Raw genomic sequence first — 25,024 nt, forward strand, 5'->3', positions numbered from 1 at the left:
ACTTGGCAAGGCTGGTTATATTTGGCTGTGGTTCTCGATTTATATTCAAGGAAAGTCATCGGTTGGTCAATGAAACCTACGCTTGCCAAGGATATCGTTTTAGATGCAATTCTTATGGCAGTATGGCGACGCAGACCCAATGAACCTGTGATCATACACTCAGACCAAGGCTTACAATACAGCAGCGGAGACTGGCAGAAATTCTGTCAGAAGCATAATTTGGTTCCAAGTATGAGCCGGAGGGGAAACTGTTGGGATAATGCTGTTGCTGAATCCTTTTTTAGCAGCTTAAAGAAGGAAAGAATTAAAAAGCGAATCTATAAAACACGAGAAATGGCTCGTGCAGATGTGTTTGATTATATCGAGATGTTTTACAATCGAATCAGGCGTCATTCGCATCTCGATGGGATGAGCCCAGAAGCATTTGAGGCAGCTTCAAAATGAAGCTGTCTCATGTCTAGGATACTGGGAGCAGTCCAAGAATAGACCATATTTGTCTAGGAGAGTGGTGGCAGTCCATGGAGCTACAGAATTTGCCTAAGTAAAGTAGTGCATAAGGTGAGCTACGACACGATACAGTTCCTGATCTGAATGTATTTGCTTCGTTCAGGAAAATGCTTGATCTTTTTCAGGTAAGTGCTGATTCACAAGACAAGGTGCTGGATAGATTTCGGGGGTGATTTCATCCAAAGCAGTGTTCAGGTTGAATAATTGGCCAATCTGGTGAAAAAATAGCGCAGAGGTGATATCGGTTCCTGCATTTACAGGTTAAGGCCTATCAAATCTGATTTGTAGTAATTAAAAAATCGTTCGTTGGTTGAACATCAATGAAAATGTGATTAAAAGATGATTTGTTTTAACTCTTGGATAGGTCTTGATATTTCTCCCAAAGAGAAATATCAAGAGGAACTAAACAAGAATAAAAAACTATTATTCTGCAACTTCAACCGTTAAACCATAGGTATAAATATCGCTGGCTGGTTTTTTAGTGGCATCAGGGTTTGCTTCTGGATAAGCGGTTGTAATCAGGTAAATTCCTGTTTTTTCAAACTTGATTTCAACTTCACCTTTGTTATTGGTTTTGGCATGTGGCTGTTCACGTTGCGCATTTAAATCATAACTATCGGCACCTTTAAATATATCGATTTCAAGGTTGGGAACAGGCTTACCATCAAACAATACTTGAGCTTTTAAAGCCTCACCTGCATAAAGTTCACCCGGATGGCTAAGAAGTTTGACTTCAAAGCCTTTGTTACTCACGGCTGGAATGGCAGATGGTTTACCTTTGGTCACAAAGCTTTCAGCAATCAAATGATTGGTCACTTCGATCACTTGTGCATTTTTTGGGAGTTGATCTTCACTCACGAATCGTGGCGGTTGGTTATTGGCAGGAGCGGCAGGGCGTTGTTCAGTTTTTGCAGTCTCAGCAGGTTTATTCGCCTGATTTGGATTTTGCATCGGCATACGGTTGGCACGAACACGTAACCAACGACCATCGACTAATGCATACTTGCTTGGGTTGCCTGTCGCGTTTTGGGTGCGAATACGATAGGTTCCATCTTCATTCAGATCAAACTCTGCGACATTAAATTTTTTCAAGGCAGCAGCAGCATCAAGATTTTTTTGTTGTCCTGATGGCGTGCTAATCACATAATTGGTTTTAAAATTAAAACTAGGAACAAAGAATTTTTCAAGCGTAATTGAACTTTGAAAGCTCACTGAATTTGCTGAAGACGTATCAAATACATCGGGTAAAATATAAGGACTTGCGGTATGAGCCGATGCTAAAACAGGAAATGCCGATGTTAAAATCAACACTTTGAGCCAAGAAGTACGCATATAAAAATCTCTCTGAAAAATAACGTAACGCAATAAAACATTTTCCCAACAATTTACTTGATAATAAATATCATTTTCAATATTATTTTTGCAGAAAATTCTGGAGAATGGGCATGCCGCATCTTGCTTTGAAAAATGTTCTTAAACAATCCTCATCTGTGTTTCGTTTAAAACCCATCGTCATTGCGATTTCGCTTATTTCTCCACTGACGACCATCGATGCATTTGCTGCAACTTCGCTATCATCAGATTCTACGTCTGAATTAAACCTTAACTCACATCGTTTTCACCAAGATCATGTTTTGGGAACCTCTTTAGATGTAGTGATGATGGGGGTTAATACTCATCAGGCAGACCAAGCATTTCAAGCAATTCAACAGGAAATTGCCCGTTTGGATCAGATTCTTTCGACTTGGCGAACAGATAGTGAAATTAGTGCGTTGAACCATCAAAAAGATGCACAGGTTTCAAATGAATTGTTTGAAGTGATTGCTGCATGTGAAGATTGGCGCAGTAAAAGTTGCGGCGCGTTTGATGCACGTTTAGGGCAGTTGATTGGCCTATGGGAAAAAAATAACGGGGGTACATCAATTAGATGAAAATACCCGTCAGCAAGTTATTCAGCAGATACAACAACAACCGATTCATATGGATGCACAGCAAAATCGAATTCAACTTGATAAATCGCTCAAGATTGCGCCTGATGCTTATGCCAAAGGTTATATTATTGATCGTGCTTTAGTCGCGGCGCGTCAAGCTGTTCCTGCTTTACAAGGCGTGATGATTGATATTGGTGGCGATTTACGGGTTTGGGGGCAAGCGCCACAAAAGTCTGGCTGGAAAGTCGGTGTACAAAGCGCACAGGCAAAATATGATAATGCCTTACCTGAACAGGTTTTAAACTTGAATAATCAAGCGATTGCTTTTAGTGGTAAAGGTTATCGCGATTTGGCAGGACAAAGCCATTTAATTGATCCAAAAACCGGATTGCCCCTGCAACATGTAGAACAATGCGTGGTGGTGGGTCATTGTGCAGCCGATGCAGACGCTTTAGCAACGGCACTTGCTGCGATGCCTCCAGAAGAGGGCATGGCACTCATTGAGTCCTTAATCGGCTACGAAGCCAAAATGACCATGAGCAATGGCGATGGCTATCAGACTACGGGTTGGGGACAAATGGTGGAGGCACGTCCACAGGCCGACATGTTAAATGTTGCTGTGGGTGCATCATCGTCATGGCCAGCAGGTTATCAGGCTATTCTTGAGCTTGTGATTCCTAAAATTGCAGTTGAAAACTACCGTATTCCTTATGTTTCAGTTTGGGTCACAGACAGCAATAAAAAACTGGTGAAAACACTGGCAGTTTGGGGCAAAGACGAAAAATGGATCAACTCAAACTATGTCTGGTGGCGTCGTTATGGTCGTCAAATGCCAAATTTGGATGCCGTCGCCAAACCATCACGTCAACCGGGTCAGTATAAATTGGCTTGGGATGGTAAGGATGATACAGGTAAAGCCGTTGCCGCAGGTCAATACATTGTGCATGTCGAAACTTCGCGGGAGCATGGCGAGCATTCTTATCAGACTTTTGATTTGGATGTAAAAGCCAAAACATCTAGCCAAAATCTCCCAGCGCAAAAAGAAATTGGCGCATTAAAACTGAATTTCCAGAAAGTGAATTAATCGTTAAAAATATAGACTGGGATTTTATTCGTGTACCAACGCCGTGATTTTTACCGCCATGCACGTTATGTGCATGGCTGGCTTTCTGCTTTTGCCTTTCTGGTTTTAATCTTTTTTGCTCTCACGGGTTTATTTTTAAATAATCCAGACTGGTTTAAATCTTCTGCCCAAGAGCAAACTCATCAAATATCCATTCCTCACGAGATGTTGGAAAAAATTCAGCATCAGGAAAATCCCAGTATGGCGTTATTGGATTACATTCGTCAAAAGCAAAGTATTGTGGGACGTTATCGCAGCAGTGAAGTGTTAGATGATGAAGTGATGATCCGATTGGAAAGTCCCGCAGGAACAACCGATATTTCTGTACTACTGGATACAGGTGATGCAGAAATTACCCAAAAATCAGCCACCTTAGTATCCGTACTGAATGATTTACACCGCGGTAAAAATGTCGGAACGTCATGGCACTGGCTAATCGATATCAGCGCGATTCTCATTTTATTGCTTTCATTGGCGGGCTATATTTTATTTCTAAGTATAAAAACTCGTTTGGTGGCACATCTGCTGCTGACCGCAGCCAGTCTGGTGGTCTTGATACTCTTGGTTTGGTGTGCAGTATGAGGACATTTTGATGACCTCTGCGATCATTTGCATTCTGGTTGTACTTTCAGTTTTATTATTTGTGCATCTTTGCGTGATTGTGATTTTATTATTCAATCAGCGTCGATCTTCTGCACAGGTGAATGTCAGTCATGACGGATATCTGGTGGTTTATGCCAGTCAGTCTGGTCATGTAGAACATTATGCCAGACAATTTGCCCATCAATTGCAGCAATCGGGGCAGCTCAGTGCTGTTCTGGATCTGCAATATTTGTCGATCTCCGAATTAACGGCCGCCAAGAAAATCTTATGGTGCGTCAGTACTTATGGTGAGGGTGATGTGCCCGATACTGCGCGAGCGATTGCCAAAAAAATGTTTATGCAATCACTGGATTTATCTGCACAGCAATACGCAGTTCTGGCCTTTGGTGATCGTCGTTATGCGCAGTTTTGTGCATTCGGGCAGCGTTTGGATCAATGGTTGAAGACTCAACAGGCCCAACCGCTTTTTGAAATGATTTGTGTCAACGCGCTGAATCCGCGTGATTTGGAGCAATGGCAGGCTCAAATTGAACAATTGATTGAGATTAAACTGGATGTAAAAACTAAGCATCAGGCATGGCAGCCATTTCAATTACAACAACGGAAATGTTTAAATACAGGCAGTTCAGGATTGCCGATTTTTCAGTTGCAACTGCATGCTCTTGAAACAATGCATTGGCAATCGGGTGATATTTTAGAAGTTCAATGTGGCAATGCTGAAATTGAGATTCAGTCGTTTCTAAAAGCACACGCCATTGCAGATGACATTCTTCATCAGCCTGAATTGAAACAACAATTACGCTACCACAATCTCAGACATATTCCGCTACGTTTGGTTGATGAAGCGGTGGAGGCTTGGGTGCAGCGTTTCGATCCATTGCCGAGCCGTGATTATTCGATTGCCAGTATTCCAGAGCAGGGTTATGTGGAATTGGTGATTCGCCAGCAACAGGCTGAACATGGTCTGGGTCTAGGCTCAGGATGGCTCACGGCTGCTTTGGCGATGGGCGAGAACATTTCAGCCAAGATCCGTTCAAATCCATCCTTTCATCTGGTTCAACAACAGCAAGCACTGATCCTGATTGGTAATGGAACGGGAATCTCAGGGCTGATGTCGCATTTACATCAACGTGAACACTGGAAACAACAACGCAACTGGTTGATTTTTGGTGAGCGGCAGCAACAATATGACCATCTTTATGCAGAGCAGTTACAGCACTGGCAGCAGCGTGGTTTTTTAACAGATCTTGACTATGCTTTTTCGCGGGATCAGCAACAAAAAATCTATGTACAGGATCGACTGTTACAAAAAGCAGATCAGCTCCGACAATGGATTGCAGATGGTGCTGCCATTTATGTCTGCGGTAGCTTAAGTGGCATGGCGCAACAGGTGGAACTGATGTTGATTCAGATTTTAGGTGAAACCCAATTAGAACAACTTCGTGAACAGCATCGTTATCAACGTGATGTGTATTAATATCAATAATTATAGGTTATCAATCATTAAAGCGCATAAAAAGTCGTTAAAATTTAAGCCATAAAAAAGCCTTCTTGCAATCGAAGAAGGCTTGAATGTGGGATCAAAAAACCGTTGATTCGGGTGTCTAATCTTAAAATTTCTTCTCGATCGTCAACAGAATATTGGGAATCGATTCATTGATTCGAGCTTGATATAAGCTGCCATCAGATTGATTACGCAAATATTCCTTATAATCTGTACCGAGAATATTTCTTAAACTCAAAGTTGCACCCCAGTTATGACTAAAGTTTTTGGTGGTGCTTAGATCAACCGTGACTCGCTGATTGGTGGTACGGTCATAAGGTTGATTATCCAGTGCGCGTGTGAATTTGGGGGTATAGCTGATATTTACGCTGTTCGACAGTTTCCATGGTTTATAGCTATATGACAAGCCAGAACTGGCAGTATAAGGTGCAACATCACTGGCCAAACGCTCATTGCCATTTGTATCTTCAATACTGACATGAATGGTTGAAACCTGTCCTGTCAGCATGAGGCTATGTCCTGCTCCAGTTTCTTTAATCGCATAGCGCCCAGTCAGTTCAGCGCCGTAGGCAGTCGCTTTGTCTTGGTTGATTGGACGTTGCACATAGCGCGAACCTTCAAGCCGAATTACATTTTCAATATAGTCTTTAATTTCACGATTAAATGCTGTCAAATTAAAACCACCCGCAGGTGTGTTGTAGCCGAGTGTTGATTCAATCGCAGTAATTTGTTCAGGTTTTAGGTCTGGATTACCGCCTCGATCAGGATTATTCAAACTTCCTGCATCGCTATCGGTCGAGATAGTTACAGTTGGTGCTAAACGGCTGGCATTGGGCGCCTGAAATGCTTTGCTTAAGTTGGTTTGTAGTGACCAGTGATCATCAAAATCATAACGATGCGCCAAAACTGGACTTGCATGTTGATCACTATAATCGACCAGACCACTGCGATTAATCCATTCTTGTCGTACACCTAATGTGACGGTTTGTTGATCGGTAAAACGCCAGCTTCCCTCGCCATAAAGTGCATAACGTTCTTCATCTAGCGTCTCGGCAACATTACTTTCCAGTTCATTTTTGCGGGCTTCAAAACCAAATTTGATTTGTTTATTTGGATCTAGCTTTCTGACCCCATCGTACCCAATGGCGTATTCGTTCACTGTTTCATCGGTATAAATATCACCCTGATGAGTACCTGTCAGTTCAGTTTCATTTTGATGTTCACCTGTAATACGAACTTTATCCGAGCCATCGTCCGTTTTTCTTTCATAGCGCGTATTTAAACGAATACTATCATTTTGATCTTTTTGAATTTGATCCTGACGTGTTCCATCACTTTTAGTATTTCGATAAAACAGATCGGCCACCAACTTTTGAGTGTCATCAATCGCATATTCCAAACGTGGAGAAAACATTTGCATGGTGCGATCGGTGGTTCTTTGCTGTTGACGTTCGCCATTATTATCAATGGTTTTGGTTACTGAAGTCGTATCTTGCCACATTTGATTGGCAGAAAGACTATAGCTCCATTGGTTATCGCGACCATCGGTTTGTACGCTGACTTGCTTGCGAACTTCTTCTTGCGGACTAGATTTGGCGATGCCATAGCCGACACGGACATTGCCATTGATTAAGGTATTTAAAGGCTCTTTTAAAATAATATTAATGACCGCAGAAGAGGCCACAGAAGCTTGCGCAACACTCGGTTGTTTCACCACTTCAATACGCTCAATCATATCGGTGGTGATGGTATCAATGACAGACATGCCACCACGGGGTCCGCCCTGAACAGGTTCTCCATTGATGAGAAATGTAGGACCTGCACCACCACGAAAACGCATACCTGATGCTGGATTGTTCCCACGTGGCCCTTGACCAGGCGCAGGCATTTGAAAACCAGCGGCGCGACGTAATGCATCACTGACGGATTGGTCGCCATATTGCAACATTTCTTCGCGGGTAATGATGGTTTTAGGAATTGCACTGATATCATTATCTTTGCTGTTTGGTTCCGACGCCGCTTTAAGAGTTATGGTTTTTAGGGTTTGGGTCGGCGGTATTGCAGGACTGGATTCAGATGGAGCAGTTGCAATATTGCTTGCTGCTGATGAGTGTTCTGCATCCGCTCCCCATGAATATGAACAAATCGAAAGTAAAGCAAAACTAAGCGGTGAAATCTTCCAGAAAACATGAGCTTGTTTCATGATTCTTATTCCGTTTGGAGTTAATTTTTGCGCAGCATAGCTCACAATTGTGGAGAAATTTTAAAGAAAAATAACAATCTAGGCTTAAATGTAAAATTTATTTATTATTTTTTAGTTGGTTGATAAAAAGATCTAAAAAGTGATAAAAATTAAGATTTTCATAATATAAGTCATCAATAATTGTAGTTTATTGCCTCAAAAAGTTACTTCAAAAAAAGTAATCATCATTGGTTTTTTATCCGCACCTTATCAGAACGAATCCATCGCAAATCTATATTGTTTAGAAAAACTGGAAAAATTCTTTTGGATGCTGAAATGCAAGAACCCGTCGTAGAGGAAATTAAGCAAGTCATTGAACAATTTGATAGCATGATCAAGCTGATGGATTTACATGTCTGGCAAGTGGGTAAAGGGAAGTTTGCCTGTATTTTATCATTACAAACAAGCAATCAGTTTTTAACGCCTCAAGCTATCAAACAGGCTTTATCCATTCATGAAGAAATTGTACATGCCAGTATCGAGATCAATCTTATACATTAACATGATTTAGAACCGATTTTTAACCCCAAAAAGTAGTAATGTTGTCAAACTATTAAATTTATCTATTATTTCATTGATTTTAAATATATTTTTTAAAAATTTAAACCTTTACCCAATTTTAATTTTGTCTAGAAGAGGGGACACAGTCCATATTGAGTGGATGAGCGCAGTAAAAAATGATCTGCAATTTTTATATGACGCAGCTTCAATCTAAAATGACTCAACAGACAAAAATATTGAAACGAAGCGGAGTTTCAAGTTAAGGTGAAATTACTGACATATAATGACAATAAGCGGGATTGCCATGTTTGTTTTTGAAGAGGTTTTTAAAGAAAAGAGATTATCGCTTTCTCAAGGCTTGGATTTAAGATTGCAGCGTGCATTGAGTTGGGTAAAGCAAGCAGGTCAATTACAGCATGAACTCGAAGCAAAACTACTTTATCACTCGATCGCCCTTAATGCGCTTTATCTAAACGATATCGAATTAACCTATTCACAGCGTTTACAACAGCTCTCATTTTTTCTGAAACGATTAGTCGATTTAGATCACGAAGCTAAGATTATACGTAATCTCACTTCAAAATTAGATGCGACTATGCAAATATTTTTGGATAGTCCTTATTTATCGTATCATTTTTGGTTATTTCAACATCAAAAGCTGAATGAGGCACAATGGCAAGAGCATCGATTGAATGAAAGAACTCAACTGAAAAATGCCATACATGTCGCTAACTATGCAGAAATTTTAAATTTCATTTTTGTACGTATTTCGATGTTACAGATGCAAATGAGTTTAGGTGGCTTGGTCAATCAAAGTCAGGTTTTTCGTCAATTGATCGATGCTGCTTGCCAAATATTGACCACGTTATTGCCTGTTTTTATGCATATTATGTTGGAACATACGCAAGACTTTGAAGCTGATAAACAGTTTTTTCCAGTTGTTCAGTTTTCTTAAGTTCAAACAAGTTGCTTTTTTTGATGGAAATAGATCCGATCAATCAGTGCAAACAATGCAGCAATTAATGTGAGTGCTAGTCCAGCGCTACAGGTCATGACCCAGCCGCCATGTCGCCATGCAAAGATTCCAATCGCTGAGCCGCTGGCTGCACCCGCAAAATATAAGGTCATGTAAATCGCATTTAATCGTGATTTTGCATCGGGGCGTAGATTAAAAATAATGTTCTGATTACTAGTGTGGATTAGCGCCAATCCCCAGTTAATCAAACCAAAACCGATCACATAAAACATAAGTGAGACTTTGGCAAAGAAAAAAGATGTCCAACTCATGAGCAGTAATCCACAACCCGCCCAAGTCAGAATAAGTGTATAACCACGATCAGCCAGTTTCCCTGCATAAGAAGTAGACAATGCACCAAAAACACCAATTAGACTGACAATACCAATCATAAAGTCTTTTAAGTGAAAGGGTGGTGAGGATAATAAAAGTGCCATAGTCGAAAATAAAGTACTCATTGAAGCAAAGGCGCAAGCACCGACCAACGCACGTAAGATCAAACGCTTTTCTTCAAATAGTAAATGGCGCATAGAATTGAAAATTTGCGCATAATTTAACTGAAAACGCATCACATAAGGCAATCGACCTTTAAGTAAATAGGCGGTGAAAAACATGAATATGGCGCTAAGTAAATAAATGACCTTCCAGTGAAATAAATTGGATAATAAACCTGCCAGACTGGTGGAAAGCAAAATACCGACCAATAAGCCACTCATTAAAAAGCCGACCACTTCACCTATTTTTTCAGGTTTCACTGCCATAGTGGCTAACGGAATCAGTACCTGTGCAGCAACCGAAAAAAGCCCGGTCATAACTGTTCCAATCCATAACATCGGCAGGTTGATTGCAAAACCACATAGCAATAAGCCAATGCCGGCAAGAAACATTAATAAAGGAATAAATTTGGTTTTATTGACCACATCACCCAAAGGAACAATAAACAATAGACCAAGTGCATAAGAAACCTGAGCAAAGGTAACGGTAAGTGCTGCTTGAGCTTCTGGTACGCCAAAGTCAGCCTGTATTGAGTGAATTAAAGGCTGACAATAATAATTTGCTCCTGCACACAGACCACAGGCAATTGCCATCAACCAGAGTAGAGCTTTGTTTTGGCTGATGTCAGATGTATGTTGCATTTTTGCTCTCTTATTTAATCTAAGTAGGCGGTTGCTTCAACTTCAAAAAGCATCTCAGATTTTGCAAGTTGTGAAACTGGAATGAGGGTACAGGCTGGAAATTTCTGCTCAGACCAAAATTGCTGCATAATTTCAATCAGAATATGGTGCTTTATTTCATTATGAGCAACGATCAAGACGCGTAACATGGCAATATCTTGAAGTTTTGCACCCACGCAGTCTAAAGCGATTTGTACATTACTAAAAGCTTGTCTGACTTGTTGGGCAAAATCTGCGGAAAGTTCTCCATTTGGGTTTTCACCACCTTGACCGGCAATGTGTATGATACGTCGAAACTGCTGTACTTCAACAATATGGCTATATCCGAATGGCTGTGGATTATACAATGTATCTGGATTGATGATACGAAGATGGTGAGGTGATATGAACATGGCTGATTTTCTCAACTAGATTAAGTATGCCATGCTAGTATCAAAGCTCAAGTTAACTTGAGGTCAAGCGTATCATGCAAAATAATCATCTCAAGCAATTTATAAGTATTGGCGAACTGGCAAAACGCAGTGGTGTGAGTGTCGCAACTTTACGTTTCTATGAAGAAAAGCAATTGATCTGGAGTGTCCGTACCAATGGTAATCAGCGACGTTATCTCAGAGCAATGCTCAGGCGGGTGGCTATTATTAAAATTGCACAAGTGGTTGGCATCCGTTTAGAGGAAGTCAAACAAGCTTTTTCAGTGTTGCCTCAGGAGCAAATTGCCTCTAAACAGGATTGGCAAAACATGTCCAAGCTTTGGAAAGAACAACTGGATAACAAGATTTTGACGTTATTACAATTACGGCAACAACTCGATTGGTGCATCGGTTGTGGTTGCTTGTCGATGGATCAATGTCCATTACGTAATCCAGATGATTATCTTGCTCAAGAATCGTCAGGCGCGCATTTTCAACAGGTATTGCTTGCGTTGGATCGGCTGGATCAAACAGAGGTTTAATGTTTCAGTCGATTCTTACTTAAACTGATCATCAGAACTCCAATAATATTAAGAATACATCCTAACCATTGCCATGTATTTAAATGTTCACCTAAAAAAGCAACTGCTAATAAAATGGTGAGAATCGGGCCAATGGAGGCAATCATTGCAGATTGAGATGCGCCCAAACGTTGAATACTTTGCATCAATAATACAGTAGGTAAAACTGTCACAAAGAATCCGAGCCCTAGACCGTACCACCACACACTTAGCGGTAATTGTTGTAACAGTTGGATCGGTCGCGCTGTTTCTATAAAAAAATGCAGTAGTGTTCCTGCACAGGCGACGCTCAAAGCCAGACCCGTAAAGTTCCACGAACCAAATTTTTGAATTAAAGAAGGGGTCATAAGCAAATAAGAGGCAAAAGCCACAGCACTGGCGAAAACCAGACTAACACCCAACCAAAAACCGCCCTGAATTGGTGCAATATTATACTCTTGCAGCATCACCAGAACCGTCCCTCCATAACTCAAAAAAATGGCAAACCAACTTTTTGCATTTATTTTTTGGCGATAGATCAGACTGTAGGCGAGTACAGTGAGGGTAGGATATAAAAATAAAATAATCCGCTCTAAAGAGGCACTGATATACATCAGACCTTTAAAATCCAGCCAACTGGCAAAGTAGTAGCCTAATAGCCCAGCTAAAACCAAAAGCAGCCAATCTTTCTTGCTGACACCCTGATTATGATGCCGATTCAACCCGCAAATGATCAGGAAAAACGGTAACGCGCTTCCCATGCGTAAAGCCATCAGCACAGTTGCATCGACCAATGGTGATATGGCATAGGTTTGTTTAATAAAGATTGCTTTGGTACTAAACAGAAATGCAGCACATAGGGCAAATAAAGAGCCGACTTGTGTTGCAGATAAAAAACGTTTCATTGAAAAGCCATGTTGGAGGGCATTTTTTGCCTTAAACTTAAGGCAAAACTGATAAATTGTATATCGGTCGAAATAAAACGTGAATCATTAGTTCAAAATATGGGTATTTATTAAATAAATAATGGGTAGCATTTTCCAAAAGTTTGCTTAAAATCCAAAAATTCAACAAGAACACACTCTGGGGGAAACATCGTTTATCACGATGTTTGCACTTAAGGAAATTAGCTTGAGGAACGCTCATGCAGATCGGAATCCCAACTGAAACAGTCGCGGGTGAACATCGTGTCGCCGCGACACCTGAGACAGTAAAGAAGTTGATTGGCGCTGGCCACAACGTAGTCATTGAACGTGGGGCAGGGGTAAAAGCTGCTTATATCGACAGTGCCTATGAGCAGGTTGGTGCGACCATTCAGGATGATGCCTATCAGGGCAGCCAATTGATTTTGAAAGTTCGCGCGCCACAAAGCGACGAAATTCAAAAACTTTCAGCCAATACCACTGTTGTGGCAATGTTTGACCCATATCGTAATCCTGATTTAGATCAGTTTGCGAGTCAAAACGTGTCTGCATTTGCGTTAGAGCTATTACCGCGTACCTTATCTCGTGCCCAAAATATGGATGTTTTATCCTCTCAAGCCAACTTGGCTGGATATAAATCTGTGTTATTAGCTGCGGCTGAATATCAACGTATGTTCCCAATGCTGATGACTGCTGCGGGTACAGTAAAACCTGCGCGTGTGGTGATTATGGGCGTGGGTGTAGCAGGTCTTCAGGCCATTGCAACTGCAAAACGTCTGGGTGCTGTGGTTGAAGCGACTGATTTACGTCCGACTGCCAAAGAACAAGTAGAGTCTTTGGGTGGTAAATGGTTAGACGTGCCAATGTCGCCAGAAGAACAAGCCCGTGCAGATGAAGCAGCTAAAAATGGTTACGGCTGGACACCGGGTGAACAGTACATCAAAGACCAAGCAGCAATCGTGGATAAAGCGGTTTCCAATGCTGATATCGTGATTACCACTGCACTCTTGCCAGGTCGTAATGCGCCGCGTCTCATCAAAGCTGAAACCGTGGCTAAAATGAAACCGGGTTCGGTCATTTTGGATATGGCAGTTGAAACTGGTGGAAATGTAGAGGGCTCTAAAGTCGGTGAAACGGTATTTACTGAAAATGGTGTGAAAATTTTGGGTGTTCCGAATATTCCATCGACACTTTCGACCGAAGCTTCTGCACTTTATGCACGTAATGTTTTTAACTTTGTTGAGACATTATTTGATGCCGACAAGAATTTCTCGATTAATCCAGAAGAAGAAATTCAAAAAGCCCTATTGGTCACTCATGGCGGTCAAGTACTGCTGAAACGTGGTTAAGGAGATCTCTCATGGTTGAAACGATTACAATTTTCGTCCTTGCCATCTTCGTAGGTTATTACGTGGTTTGGGGCGTGACACCTGCATTGCATACGCCACTCATGGCAGTGACCAATGCCTTATCTTCGATCATCATCGTTGGTGCGATGATTCAGACGGTGGGTCTGCCAATGATTGGGGTTGAGGGAAATGTGGATTTCCAATCTATTAATGTCGTGAGTGTGCTTGGCGCAATTGCCGTGTTCTTGGCCAGTATTAACATTTTTGGTGGTTTCGCAGTGACTGCGCGCATGCTGGAAATGTTTAAGCCGAAGCAGAAGAAATAAGAGGACTGAAACATGGAATTTATTCGAGACAATGCGGGTTGGTTCTACCTGATTGGTGCAGTTCTTTTTATTTTGACGTTGCGTGGTTTGTCTAGCCCAAAAACAGCGATCTCAGGGAATCGTTACGGTATGGTCGGTATGGCCATTGCTGTATTGACCACGTTCTTTGTGGCTGATCATCCTGTAGTCTGGATGATTGTGGGGGCAATGGTACTGGGTGCAGTGGTTGGTATTACCCGTGCGCGTACCGTTCCAATGACCCAAATGCCTGAAACGGTTGCTTTAATGCACTCTTTAGTTGGTTTGGCTGCGGTTTTGATTGCGATTGCTGCAATTTTACACAACAATCAACTGACAGCATTATTTGCACAAAATGAAGCAGCGTTGACTGCTGCGGGTGTTCAACATGCCCACATGAGTAAAGTACATTTATTCGAATTGTTTGTCGGTTGTTTCGTTGGTGCGATTACCTTCACGGCTTCTGTATTTGCCTATGGTAAATTGGCAGCAAAGAAATGGGCGAAAACGATTTCTGGTTCATGGGTAAAACCTGTTCAGGCCTTGATTTTTATTGCAATGTTGGCGTGTGGAATTTATTTCTTTACGACAGGCAACATGGCTGCGTTCTGGTCAATGACTATTCTTGCACTTGCCTTTGGTTGGGTGTGGATTGCCCCTGTCGGTGGCGGTGATATGCCAGTTGTGGTCTCATTGCTGAACTCATTTTCAGGTTGGGCTGCTGCGGGTATTGGTTTTACCCTTGAAAACAATATGTTGATTGTAGCAGGTTCCTTGGTGGGTTCATCAGGTGCAATTCTGTCGTACATTATGTGTAGAGCCATGAACCGTAGTATCATCAATGTATTGTTTGGTGGTGCGATGGGTGGGGCTGCGGTTGCAAGTGCTGCTAAAGGCGAACAAGTTCAACGTAACTATCGCTCAGGTTCAGCAGACGATGCGGGCTTCCTGATGTCAAATGCGGATAGCGTGGTGATTGTACCGGGTTATGGTATGGCTCAGGGTCGCGCACAAAATGCAGTGAAAGAGTTGTGTGAAATCCTGAAAGAACAAGGTGTAAAAGTGCGTTTTGCGATTCACCCTGTTGCAGGTCGTATGCCGGGTCACATGAACGTACTTTTGGCAGAAGCTGACGTTGCTTATGAAGATATTTTGGAAATGGACGAGATCAACTCAGACTTTCCAGCAACTGATGTGGTGTTAGTGATCGGTGCTAATGACGTAGTCAACCCTGCTGCAAAAGATGATCCAAGCTCTCCAATTTATGGTATGCCAATTTTGGAAGCACATAAAGCACGTACCATTATGGTGATTAAGCGTTCTATGGCAACGGGTTATGCGGGTCTGGACAATGACTTGTTCTATAACGAAAAAACCATGATGGTGTTTGGTGATGCCAAAAAAGTAGTAGAAGATATGACTAAAGCTGTGAATGGTGGTGGTCACTAATCTGACTCGATATAAAAAAACCACCTTCGGGGGGTTTTTTTATGCTTTAGCTGATCAATAACAAGGATCTGGTTACGAAGATTGCTTCAATCATTAATATTCATCTTCGGATATCGGTTGATCCGCTTTTTATTTTGCTTCTTTCATCCTTGTTTTAAACTCTCTTTATATTTCTAATTTTCTGTGTTTCACAATCTTGTTTAGACAAAGCCATAAAGATGCTAATACTAAATCTGATCTTTTTAGACTAAATGTTGTTACAAAAACAAATTTTTGTGACATTGGTTTTTTATAAAACACCCTTACAATGTTTATATGATTAATTTTATTAAAACAACGAGATAAGCATGCAAAGTAATAACCCTATTCTAACTCGGGTTGAAACCTACAGCGATGTGGGACATTCCATGACGGTTGCTGGTGCAGTACAAAAATCGATTGCTTTAACATTGGTTGCTGCCATTACAGGTTTGGCTGTATTTTTTTATTGTGCTTTTAGCTTGAATTTTGCATTGGCTTCTGCTGCAACGTGGGTAGGGGCAATCGGTGGTTTGATTCTTGCGTTAGTTGCAACCTTTAAACCGAACACTGCCCAGACTTTGGCGATTCCTTATGCTTTATTTGAGGGCGCATTTTTAGGTGGGATTTCGTTTATGTTTCAGGCGAAATTTCCAGGTGCACCTTTACAGGCGTTATTGGCCACTTTTGTGACGACATTGGTGATGTTTGGTTTATATAAATTCCAAATTATTCGCGCTACTGAAAAATTTAAAGCTGTGGTCATGTCTGCCACCATTGCAATTGCGATTGTATTTTTGGTGCAACTGGTGATGAGACTAGCATTTGCATCAAGTGTACCGTACATCTTTGAAACTAATTGGTTAGGGATCGGTTTTGCGGCATTTGTTGCTGTGATTGCCTCGCTTAATCTGATTCTGGATTTTGATTTAATTGAATCTGCGGCTGCGCAGCATGCACCTAAAGCGTTTGAGTGGGTGTGTGGGATTGCATTATTGTCAACCTTAGTCTGGATGTATATTTCATTCTTGCGTTTGATTGGCATTTTGTCGAATGACTAAAAGTTCATTGCTTTACCAGTCCGTAAAAAATCGCTCTCCAATGAGCGATTTTTTTACGCAGTTTTCTTATGAAAAGATAAAAAAGATGCATTATGCAATTTCGCAAATGCCAGAAGCTTGGCATTATGCATATAAATTTTTTCAAGTGAGTTACCCATGGCACAAGGATTATTAACTGGTAAACGTTTTTTGATTGCTGGTATTGCAAGCAAATTATCAATTGCTTTTGGTATTGCACAAGCATTGCATCGTGAAGGCGCTGAACTAGCATTTACCTATCCAAATGAAAAATTAAAAAAACGTGTTGATGAGTTTGCTGCGCAATTTGGTTCATCATTAGTCTTTCCTTGTGATGTCGCTGTGGATGCTGAAATTGACAATGCTTTTATAGAGTTGGCAAAACACTGGGATGGGCTGGATGGTGTAGTGCATTCAATTGGTTTTGCCCCAGCACATACACTCGATGGTGACTTTACTGACGTAACTGATCGTGATGGTTTTCGTATAGCCCATGACATCAGTGCTTATAGCTTTGTGGCGATGGCACGTGCCGCAAAACCTTTATTACAGGTGCGGCAAGGCTGTTTATTGACTTTGACTTATCAAGGTTCTGAGCGTGTGATGCCAAATTATAATGTCATGGGGATGGCAAAGGCTTCACTTGAAGCAGGTGTGCGTTATTTAGCATCAAGTTTGGGTGCGGATGGTATTCGTGTCAATGCGATTTCAGCAGGACCAATTCGTACTTTGGCGGCATCAGGGATTAAATCATTCCGTAAGATGTTAGATGCCAATGAAAAAATTTCGCCACTAAAACGTAATGTGACCATTGAAGAAGTGGGCAATGCTGCATTATTTCTGTGTTCACCATGGGCTTCAGGGATTACAGGTGAAATTATGTATGTAGATGCTGGCTTTAATACGGTTGGTATGAGTGCATCGATGATGGATGATGAGTAAAAATAAAATCCTTATTCGATAAAAAAATGATGCTGCGGCATCATTTTTTATTTATCAAATAAATTTGACTTAAAACTACCCTAGCATCATACCGTATTCTGAATACAACCCCTTACAACCCCTTACAACACCGACCTGAAATTCATCCACAGTGAGCAAAAATGGTGAAGCTACACGATTAAGCCATTCATGTGGAAACATAGGGGCGAATTAAAATTTGCTTTTGTTTACTCCAAATTGAAACTCTTATGACATCAGGTAAAATGTAGCAAAATGTCAGTGGAAGTCTCATTTTTCACGCTTCAATCCTATGCTAATAATTGACTCTATTTTGAATAGACTTCTTTCACAAGTCCCTTTTATTTCTGCCTGTGGGAGAAAAATAAAGAGGGTTTAAACAATGATGAAAGCAGTCTAATATTTAACACGATTACGACCTTCAGCTTTTGCTTCATATAATTTTTCATCTGCCACTCTAAAAACACGTTTAATATCCTTGGAAGAGTTTGGCCAATAGGCAAGACCGATGGAAATGGTCACTTTCCCGACTTCTGGAATTACTGTATTTTCAATTGCTTCTCGAATACGTTCAGCAATAATAGGACCAGTAGAAGAATCTATCGCTGGTGCTAAAATAATGAACTCCTCGCCACCAATACGACAACATGCATCGATATCTCGTGAATTCTCCTTAATTTTTTCTGCGATAATTTTTAAGACGAGATCACCATTTTCATGCCCATAAACATCATTCACTTTTTTAAAATGATCAATATCAAGTGCAATCACAAAAAAATGTGTTTCAGATTTAATAAATTCATCTAAAAATAATTCCATACCACGACGATTATAAAAACCCGTAAGTGGATCGGTATTGACGTAAAAATTTAACTCAGAAATCTTTTGTTTGAATTGTTGAGAACTTAATAATAAGGACAATTTAAATTTGAGTACTTCATAATACCAAGGATCAATTTCCTTAATTTTATGTTCCGTTGTGGTCGCATTTAAATGGCTTGCCATCTTGGCGAGTTGGGCCAATGGTGCTGAAATTAAATAAGAAATTCGCCATACAATAAAAAAGATAAACACGTAAAAGAACAGCATACCAGCAATAATTTTTACAATAATTGAAGATGCCTGTGCTAAAAGCTCACGCGTGGGCTGTTGAGAAATAACAATCCACTGAGTAGTTGGAATAGATGCAAATCCAGCCAAATTATCTTCACCTGAACCATCTTTGATCTGAATCTTGCCATTTTTTTCTTTCAGCATGGTACTGAGTTCACTATTTTGTGTGTCTAAAGTACCAATCCGTTTTTCATCAGGATGGAAAATAATATGCTGATTACTATCAATGACATACATGTAACTTTTTTTATAACCATATTTCATGGTTAGCAGTTCATTCAAAATATTGTCTTTTTTGAGATAAATCGCAGCGCCAATAAACCCTAGATATTGATGATTTTGATCAAAAATAGGTTGAGATAAAAATACAATTAAATTCTTTGTAATGGATGAATAAGGCGGTGTGACCACAGTTGATTGATTTTTGAGTGACATTTCAAAACCAAGCGTGTGATTTACCACATTCTTATTGAGTTTTAATTGTTCAGGGGCAAAACTTCGAATATTCCCATTACGATCAGACACAATCACACTATTAAAATAATCAGACTGAAATTTCAACCGATCGACTTCTGCTTGCATGACTTGTTCATTGCCAAAGGATTGACCCAAGAGTTTGGCACTATAGTCCAACTCTTTGAGCATCATTTTGAAATGACTATTCGTTCCTTTGGCAATCTTGGATGCATATTCCATATTGACTGAAAGGGAGTTGTTAATGAGTTGATTTTTTTGAATATAGTAACTTACTAATAATGAAATAATAAACAGACTAATCACGCTAAAAATAGCCAGAAGCAGAATTAACTTTCTTAGATTGAGTTGTAATGAGTGAATTAATTGTTTGAAAATCATGGAATAAAAAAATATCTGACTTTGCATTGTATAGTATATTTTTTGAATGATTTAATCGAATTAAATATTAAAAAAATGGGGTATTTATTCTTGGAATAACCCTACAATTAAAAGCGGTGAGTTATCATAAGCTTAAGATTATTTTACTTTTATCGTTGATTTTTTTGTAAAAATTTGCTAAATGTAAGTGGTGTAATGTTTTCATTTTCATTTTTATTTTTATTTTTATTGTTTTGTTTTTATTCTCCATATTCTAACCATAATAATCACAATTTCCATGAGGCGGACCATGAGTTTACAGTTGTTAGAGCTTGATCAAGCAGATCAGCTAAGTGCTTGCCGCTTATCGCTACTCCTTGGTCTAAAAAGTGAGCATAATCTGATTCAACAGTTTTTAGAATTTGGTAAAAACTTGATCGGGGCTCAAAAGGCAATTTTATGTTTCCATGAAGAAACTTATTTTTGGCATCATGCTGATCAGAAGATTCATGCAGTACTTAAATTACAAAAACGTAATAATGCGCAATTTTTTAAAGATCGAGTTTTTATTGATCAAAAACATCCGCATTATATGGATTTTTCAGCCTATATGAATGAAGGCGGTGTAGAACATCATCGTATTATTGCCGTTAATATTTTAAAAAATAATGAATCGATAGGAATTGCATTATTTTTTGATAATGATGAACAAAGCTTTGATCCAGTTAAAATTTCATTGCTTGCTGAACATGGAATGAATTTTTCGCGTTATCTTGAGCTGAAATATAATCATGAGATTTTGAATGAATTATATGAACAGCAATGTGCTTTGAATTTTAGTAAAACTAAGTTTTTTTCTATTATTTCACATGATTTGCGTGCGCCGTTTCATGGTTTGCTGGGCTTCTCTGAAGTTTTAGCCAAAGAGCGCGATACTTTAGACGAATCAAGTGTGCAAAATATTGCAGACTATCTATATGAAACGTCACAGTCGACCTACAATCTGTTAGAAAGCCTGTTGGAATGGGCGATGGCAGAAGGTGGTCGCTTTGTCTATCATCCAATTAACTTTAACCTCAAACAAGCAACCTCGATTGTCATTAAGGTTTTAAATACATTAGCGATTAAAAAGAAAATTGCGCTGATTGACGAAATTCCAGAAGATCTCAAAGTATATGCCGACATCAATATGATTACTTCGGTGATCCAAAATCTAGTTTCAAATGCCTTAAAATTTACACGATTAGATGGTTATGGTTTTGTGGCACTTCGTGCCAGTTTTACCAATGATGGTATTGAAATTCAGATCGAAGATAATGGTTTGGGCATGACAGAGTTGCAAATGTCTACCGTTTTCCATCCTCGAATTACGGCAAGTTTAAGAGGAACCGATGGGGAAAAAGGTGCGGGTCTGGGTTTAACGTTATGTAAACGATTTATTGACCTCAATCTTGGAAAAATTTCAGTCAGTTCCAAAGAGGGAGAAGGCACGATATTCAAAGTGGTATTGCCTTGCTCGACGGATGGAACTGGAATGTTGCTTGCTCAAAAAGATAGCGGCGATGTCACTGTTGCATAAATAGATTTCCCTAAATGAACCTGCAACTGTTATAACTATGTTAAATAGAAGTTGCAGGTTTGTTATGAATACTGAGCAGTTGCAAAAAACATTAAGAGCGAGTCAATATGCCGAGCAGGTATTGGGTTTACATCAAACTGCTTTAGAACAAGATTATGCAATCGATCAATTTCATCATGCACTCACTACTAACGATATTTTTCAGCGTGTTGAACAAGAATTAAAAGACATTCAAGATGAAAGTCAGTGGATGCGCACATTGCGTATCTTACGTGCCAAACTCATGTTCCGCTGGATTTGGCAAGATGCCAATCAACTCACTAATGTTGTAACACTTACCCGTGAACTTTCAGATTTTGCAGATGCCTGTATCTGTGCAGCCAAGCAGTTTGCGCTTCCTCCTTTACTTGCCAAGCATGGCGAACCGATTGGTTATGATGGTCAGATTCAAGATTTGATCGTGGTAGGCATGGGGAAATTGGGGGCTCAAGAACTCAATTTGTCGAGTGATATTGACCTGATTTTTGCCTTTGATGAGCAAGGTGAAACCAATGGTCGTAAGTCGATTGATGTTCAGCAGTTTTGTATTTTATGGGGACAAAAACTCATCTATTTGCTCGATCATATCACCGCAGATGGATTTGTATTTCGGGTTGATATGCGCTTGCGTCCTTGGGGAGATGGTTCAGCTTTAGCAATTAGTCATGTGGCACTAGAAAAATATCTGATTCAGCATGGGCGAGAATGGGAGCGTTATGCGTGGATCAAGGCGCGTATTATTAGTGGTGGAAAACGCGGTGATCATTTACTAGAAATGACGCGACCTTTTGTGTTTCGGCGTTATGTTGACTATTCCGCCTTTGAAGCCATGCGTGAAATGAAAGCTATGATTGAGCGAGAAGTGGCTCGTCGTAATATTGCCGATGACATTAAATTAGGAGCGGGCGGGATCCGTGAAATTGAATTTATTGTGCAGGTTTTTCAGCTCATTTATGGGGGTTCCAAACGCGAATTGCAGGATCGCCAATGTCTGGTGAGCTTGCACCATTTGGGGCAGGTCGGTCTGCTAGATTCGCAGGCAGTCATTGAGCTTGAGGATGCTTATTTATTTTTAAGACGTGTTGAACATGCGATACAGGCTTTAAATGATCAGCAAACGCAGATGTTACCGTTAGAGCCTGATTTGCGACAGCGTATGATTGATACGCTTGGTTATGATTCGTGGAATGCTTTTTTAGCGGTTTTAAATGAAAAACGTGCACGGGTCAGTGATCAGTTTAAAAATCTGATTCAGGAAGAAGTTGCTTCACCAGCAGAAACTGAAACTCAGCTTGAACTGCGCTTAGATGCAGTGCTAGATGATTCAACCAAAAATCTGATTTATGAATTCTGGCATGGTAATGCCTTGAAAAAACTGCCCTCTAAAGCGGTACAGCGTTTAAAAGATTTTTGGCCGCATTTTATTGAAGCCGTCTTACAGTCGGATAAACCGCAAGTTGCATTGACACGTTTGATGCCTTTAGTTGAGTCGGTGATGCGTCGTACCGTATATCTGGTCATGTTGATGGAAAGCCGCGGGGCCATGCAGCGATTGGTCAAAATGGCAACGGTAAGCCCGTGGATTTGTGAAGAGTTGACTCAATATCCTGTATTACTTGATGAATTTTTATCGATGGATTTTGAACTGCCAAAGCGTCAAGATCTGGAAGATTCACTACGTCAACAATTACTACGGATTGAAATTGATCAAGTTGAAGATCAAATGCGGGCACTGCGCTTATTTAAAAAGAGCAATGTACTGACCGTTGCTGCTAGTGATGTTCTAGCTGAAAGTCCACTCATGAAAGTCTCCGATGCATTGACGGATATTGCAGAAGTGAGTGTGATTGCGACATTGAATCTGGCCTATCAGACGGTGGTGAAACGACATGGTTATCCATTGGATGCAGAGGGGCAGCGCTGTTCAATCGAACATACTGGCTTTGCCGTGATCGGCTATGGCAAGGTCGGTGGAATTGAACTGGGATACGGTTCTGATCTGGATCTGGTTTTTATTCATTATTTTGATGAGCAAGCTGAAACCGATGGACAAAAGGCCATTACAGGGTTTGAGTTTGCTGTTCGCGTCGCCCAAAAGTTTTTATCACTCATGACTACGCAAACGCTGGATGGTCGCGTGTATGAAATTGATACCCGATTACGACCTTCTGGCGAAGCTGGGCTATTGGTCACGAGTCTGAAAGCATTTGAACAGTATCAGTTAAAAAGTGCCTGGTTATGGGAGCATCAAGCATTGGTGCGCGCACGTTCTATCGCAGGTGAAATGGATTTAAGAAATAAATTTGCCCACTTGCGTGCACAAATATTAACCCAGCCACGTGACGAAAAATACGTGCAGGAAGAAGTATTAAAAATGCGTCAGAAAATGAAAGACCATTTAGGTTCTTCCTCAGAACAAAAAAAACATGGGATTTTTCATTTAAAACAGGACGCAGGTGGTATCGTTGACATCGAATTTATGGCACAGTATATGGTGCTTGCATGGAGTGGTGCGAATCCTGATCTCGCCCATTTTTCCGACAATGTAAGAATTCTTGAAGATGCTGCTCAAGCAGGCTGCTTATCCAGTGAAGATGCCACAGCATTGATACACGCTTATCTCAGTGAACGAGCCGAGAGCCACCGCTTAGCCCTTGCAAATCAATCCATGCAAGTCAGTGCTGCGGACTGGCGCGATACCCGCGAGGTCGTTTGCAAGTTATGGCAAAGATTAATAGATCCAGTATCAACGGTGGTGCTGGAGAGTGAATGATTGTGTAAAAATTTGGAGTGTGTGCCATGAATTTGGCTGATCGTGATGGTTTTATTTGGCAAGATGGACAATTGGTTGACTGGCGTGATGCGAAAATCCACGTCTTAACTCATACGCTACACTACAGTATGGGTGTCTTTGAAGGTGTCCGTGCCTATGAAACACCTAAAGGCACAGCAATTTTCCGTCTCCAAGACCACACTAAACGTTTGCTGAACTCTGCAAAAATTTATCAAATGAAAGTTCCATTTGATCAGGCGACTCTTGAGCAAGCGCAAATTGATGTGGTGCGTGAAAACAAATTAGCTTCATGCTATTTGCGTCCACTTATTTGGATTGGTTCTGAAAAACTCGGAATTGCCGCGACTAATAACACGATTCATGCCGCAGTTGCAGCATGGGGCTGGGGTGCGTATCTGGGTGAAGAAGCGATGGCGCAAGGTATTCGTGTTAAAACATCGTCTTTTACCCATCATCATCCAAACGTGACCATGTGTAAAGCTAAGGCTTCTGGTAACTATACCTTATCCATTCTTGCTCATCAGGAAGTAGCGCATTCAGGCTATGATGAAGCGATGTTGATGGATCCACAAGGCTATGTGTGCCAAGGTTCTGGTGAAAACGTATTTTTGGTAAAAGATGGTGTGTTACATACCCCTGATATTGCGGGTGGCGCATTGGATGGTATTACTCGTCAAACGATTATTACCATTGCCAAAGATTTGGGTTATGAAGTGGTTGAGCGTCGTATTACCCGTGACGAGTTTTATATTGCAGATGAAGCGTTCTTTACTGGAACTGCGGCTGAAGTTACACCGATCCGTGAATATGATGATCGTCAAATTGGTGAAGGTCGTCGTGGCCCGATCACGACGATTATTCAAAAAACATTCTTTGATGCCGTTCAAGGTAAAAATCCAAAATATGAACACTGGTTAACTTACGTTAAATAATTGAATCAGTTAAGATGAAAGGCGAAACTGATGTTTCGCC

The 25,024-nt window shown here is 40.6% G+C and carries 19 protein-coding genes and 2 pseudogenes; 15 read left to right on the top strand and 6 right to left on the bottom strand.

Translation table 11 applies throughout. The features are described from left to right. The coding region (locus tag J500_RS09870) for an IS3 family transposase (RefSeq protein WP_034699406.1) at positions 1 to 444 on the top strand (444 nt) is incomplete at its 5' end. 486 nt (positions 445 to 930) lie between these two features. Here the strand turns inward: J500_RS09870 and J500_RS09875 are convergent. Continuing rightward, positions 931 to 1,839 (bottom strand): DUF4198 domain-containing protein, encoded by a 909-nt coding sequence (locus J500_RS09875; RefSeq protein ID WP_004994751.1) that lies wholly within the window; start codon positions 1,837 to 1,839, stop codon positions 931 to 933. Between the two features lie 113 nt (positions 1,840 to 1,952). Between J500_RS09875 and J500_RS09880 the strand changes: the two are divergent. The 3 genes and pseudogenes from J500_RS09880 to J500_RS09890 all read left to right on the top strand — a co-directional run bounded on the left by J500_RS09880 (position 1,953) and on the right by J500_RS09890 (position 5,641). Then, positions 1,953 to 3,522 (top strand): annotated as a pseudogene (locus J500_RS09880) (DUF2271 domain-containing protein). A gap of 30 nt (positions 3,523 to 3,552) precedes the next feature. Then, the gene (locus tag J500_RS09885; RefSeq protein ID WP_004994747.1) at positions 3,553 to 4,143 is read left to right on the top strand and encodes a PepSY-associated TM helix domain-containing protein; all 591 of its coding nucleotides are present in this window, start codon (positions 3,553 to 3,555) and stop codon (positions 4,141 to 4,143) included. Between the two features lie 10 nt (positions 4,144 to 4,153). Next, positions 4,154 to 5,641 carry a sulfite reductase subunit alpha gene (locus J500_RS09890; RefSeq protein WP_004994746.1) on the top strand — a complete coding sequence of 496 codons (1,488 nt, stop codon included), beginning with the start codon at positions 4,154 to 4,156 and terminating at the stop codon, positions 5,639 to 5,641. 133 nt (positions 5,642 to 5,774) lie between these two features. Here the strand turns inward: J500_RS09890 and J500_RS09895 are convergent, their stop codons facing one another. After that, complete coding sequence (locus J500_RS09895) at positions 5,775 to 7,871, bottom strand: TonB-dependent receptor plug domain-containing protein (protein WP_034699409.1); 2,097 nt, start codon at positions 7,869 to 7,871, stop codon at positions 5,775 to 5,777. A 276-nt stretch (positions 7,872 to 8,147) separates the two neighbouring features. On the opposite strand from J500_RS09895, the pseudogene J500_RS09900 reads away from it, so the two are divergent. Both J500_RS09900 and J500_RS09905 read left to right on the top strand, forming a co-directional pair. Beyond that, a pseudogene (locus tag J500_RS09900) lies at positions 8,148 to 8,411 on the top strand (cation transporter); the annotation flags it as partial. 304 nt (positions 8,412 to 8,715) lie between these two features. Continuing rightward, complete coding sequence (locus tag J500_RS09905) at positions 8,716 to 9,366, top strand: hypothetical protein (RefSeq protein WP_034699415.1); 651 nt, start codon at positions 8,716 to 8,718, stop codon at positions 9,364 to 9,366. Positions 9,367 to 9,368: 2 nt separating this feature from the next. On the opposite strand, the gene J500_RS09910 is transcribed toward J500_RS09905, so the two are convergent. Both J500_RS09910 and J500_RS09915 read right to left on the bottom strand, forming a co-directional pair. Next, positions 9,369 to 10,562: an MFS transporter gene (locus J500_RS09910; protein ID WP_034699418.1), complete on the bottom strand. Its 1,194-nt coding sequence runs from the start codon at positions 10,560 to 10,562 to the stop codon at positions 9,369 to 9,371. Positions 10,563 to 10,576: 14 nt separating this feature from the next. Beyond that, entirely contained in the window at positions 10,577 to 10,993 is a 417-nt protein-coding gene (locus tag J500_RS09915; protein ID WP_034699421.1) for a RidA family protein, read from the bottom strand. 74 nt (positions 10,994 to 11,067) lie between these two features. On the opposite strand from J500_RS09915, the gene soxR reads away from it, so the two are divergent. Continuing rightward, positions 11,068 to 11,553 carry a redox-sensitive transcriptional activator SoxR gene (gene soxR / locus J500_RS09920; RefSeq protein WP_004994734.1) on the top strand — a complete coding sequence of 162 codons (486 nt, stop codon included), beginning with the start codon at positions 11,068 to 11,070 and terminating at the stop codon, positions 11,551 to 11,553. Here soxR and J500_RS09925 read toward each other — a convergent pair. Next, the gene (locus J500_RS09925) at positions 11,550 to 12,476 is read right to left on the bottom strand and encodes a DMT family transporter (RefSeq protein WP_034699424.1); all 927 of its coding nucleotides are present in this window, start codon (positions 12,474 to 12,476) and stop codon (positions 11,550 to 11,552) included. The two genes, soxR and J500_RS09925, sit on opposite strands and share 4 nt — an antisense overlap. 239 nt (positions 12,477 to 12,715) lie before the next feature. Between J500_RS09925 and J500_RS09930 the strand changes: the two genes are divergently transcribed. From J500_RS09930 to J500_RS09950, 5 genes are all read left to right on the top strand, one after another. Continuing rightward, positions 12,716 to 13,843, top strand: a complete 1,128-nt coding sequence (locus J500_RS09930) for a Re/Si-specific NAD(P)(+) transhydrogenase subunit alpha (RefSeq protein WP_004992889.1) — start codon at positions 12,716 to 12,718, stop codon at positions 13,841 to 13,843. A gap of 11 nt (positions 13,844 to 13,854) precedes the next feature. Beyond that, positions 13,855 to 14,169: a proton-translocating transhydrogenase family protein gene (locus J500_RS09935; RefSeq protein WP_004992891.1), complete on the top strand. Its 315-nt coding sequence runs from the start codon at positions 13,855 to 13,857 to the stop codon at positions 14,167 to 14,169. Positions 14,170 to 14,181: 12 nt separating this feature from the next. After that, positions 14,182 to 15,636 (top strand): NAD(P)(+) transhydrogenase (Re/Si-specific) subunit beta, encoded by a 1,455-nt coding sequence (locus J500_RS09940; RefSeq protein WP_034699427.1) that lies wholly within the window; start codon positions 14,182 to 14,184, stop codon positions 15,634 to 15,636. Positions 15,637 to 15,983: 347 nt separating this feature from the next. After that, a complete protein-coding gene (locus J500_RS09945; protein WP_034699430.1) occupies positions 15,984 to 16,715 on the top strand; it encodes a Bax inhibitor-1/YccA family membrane protein in 732 nt (243 codons plus the stop codon). Between the two features lie 156 nt (positions 16,716 to 16,871). Continuing rightward, the gene (locus J500_RS09950; RefSeq protein ID WP_034699433.1) at positions 16,872 to 17,675 is read left to right on the top strand and encodes an enoyl-ACP reductase FabI; all 804 of its coding nucleotides are present in this window, start codon (positions 16,872 to 16,874) and stop codon (positions 17,673 to 17,675) included. A 414-nt stretch (positions 17,676 to 18,089) separates the two neighbouring features. Here the strand turns inward: J500_RS09950 and J500_RS09955 are convergent, their stop codons facing one another. Continuing rightward, the gene (locus tag J500_RS09955; protein ID WP_034699436.1) at positions 18,090 to 19,688 is read right to left on the bottom strand and encodes a sensor domain-containing diguanylate cyclase; all 1,599 of its coding nucleotides are present in this window, start codon (positions 19,686 to 19,688) and stop codon (positions 18,090 to 18,092) included. A gap of 262 nt (positions 19,689 to 19,950) precedes the next feature. On the opposite strand from J500_RS09955, the gene J500_RS09960 reads away from it, so the two are divergent. From J500_RS09960 to J500_RS09970, 3 genes are all read left to right on the top strand, one after another. Further along, entirely contained in the window at positions 19,951 to 21,219 is a 1,269-nt protein-coding gene (locus J500_RS09960; protein ID WP_034699438.1) for a sensor histidine kinase, read from the top strand. A gap of 64 nt (positions 21,220 to 21,283) precedes the next feature. Then, entirely contained in the window at positions 21,284 to 24,031 is a 2,748-nt protein-coding gene (gene glnE / locus J500_RS09965; RefSeq protein ID WP_034699440.1) for a bifunctional [glutamate--ammonia ligase]-adenylyl-L-tyrosine phosphorylase/[glutamate--ammonia-ligase] adenylyltransferase, read from the top strand. A gap of 26 nt (positions 24,032 to 24,057) precedes the next feature. Beyond that, positions 24,058 to 24,984, top strand: coding sequence for a branched-chain amino acid transaminase (locus J500_RS09970; RefSeq protein ID WP_004992903.1), 927 nt, complete (start codon positions 24,058 to 24,060; stop codon positions 24,982 to 24,984). Positions 24,985 to 25,024: the final 40 nt, after the last annotated feature.

This window comes from Acinetobacter sp. 479375 (assembly GCF_000581715.1).
Classification (GTDB): Bacteria; Pseudomonadota; Gammaproteobacteria; order Pseudomonadales; family Moraxellaceae; genus Acinetobacter; species Acinetobacter ursingii.

Bases quoted from the DNA above. Each gene is read 5' to 3' on its own strand.
- soxR (WP_004994734.1), top strand. From the start codon at position 11,068: ATGCAAAATAATCATCTCAAGCAATTTATAAGTATTGGCGAACTGGCA.
- J500_RS09890 (WP_004994746.1), top strand. From the start codon at position 4,154: ATGACCTCTGCGATCATTTGCATTCTGGTTGTACTTTCAGTTTTATTA.
- J500_RS09955 (WP_034699436.1), bottom strand. From the start codon at position 19,688: ATGCAAAGTCAGATATTTTTTTATTCCATGATTTTCAAACAATTAATT.
- J500_RS09895 (WP_034699409.1), bottom strand. From the start codon at position 7,871: ATGAAACAAGCTCATGTTTTCTGGAAGATTTCACCGCTTAGTTTTGCT.
- J500_RS09930 (WP_004992889.1), top strand. From the start codon at position 12,716: ATGCAGATCGGAATCCCAACTGAAACAGTCGCGGGTGAACATCGTGTC.
- J500_RS09875 (WP_004994751.1), bottom strand. From the start codon at position 1,839: ATGCGTACTTCTTGGCTCAAAGTGTTGATTTTAACATCGGCATTTCCT.
- J500_RS09945 (WP_034699430.1), top strand. From the start codon at position 15,984: ATGCAAAGTAATAACCCTATTCTAACTCGGGTTGAAACCTACAGCGAT.
- J500_RS09960 (WP_034699438.1), top strand. From the start codon at position 19,951: ATGAGTTTACAGTTGTTAGAGCTTGATCAAGCAGATCAGCTAAGTGCT.
- J500_RS09910 (WP_034699418.1), bottom strand. From the start codon at position 10,562: ATGCAACATACATCTGACATCAGCCAAAACAAAGCTCTACTCTGGTTG.
- J500_RS09970 (WP_004992903.1), top strand. From the start codon at position 24,058: ATGAATTTGGCTGATCGTGATGGTTTTATTTGGCAAGATGGACAATTG.
- J500_RS09905 (WP_034699415.1), top strand. From the start codon at position 8,716: ATGTTTGTTTTTGAAGAGGTTTTTAAAGAAAAGAGATTATCGCTTTCT.
- glnE (WP_034699440.1), top strand. From the start codon at position 21,284: ATGAATACTGAGCAGTTGCAAAAAACATTAAGAGCGAGTCAATATGCC.
- J500_RS09925 (WP_034699424.1), bottom strand. From the start codon at position 12,476: ATGAAACGTTTTTTATCTGCAACACAAGTCGGCTCTTTATTTGCCCTA.
- J500_RS09915 (WP_034699421.1), bottom strand. From the start codon at position 10,993: ATGTTCATATCACCTCACCATCTTCGTATCATCAATCCAGATACATTG.
- J500_RS09940 (WP_034699427.1), top strand. From the start codon at position 14,182: ATGGAATTTATTCGAGACAATGCGGGTTGGTTCTACCTGATTGGTGCA.
- J500_RS09950 (WP_034699433.1), top strand. From the start codon at position 16,872: ATGGCACAAGGATTATTAACTGGTAAACGTTTTTTGATTGCTGGTATT.
- J500_RS09935 (WP_004992891.1), top strand. From the start codon at position 13,855: ATGGTTGAAACGATTACAATTTTCGTCCTTGCCATCTTCGTAGGTTAT.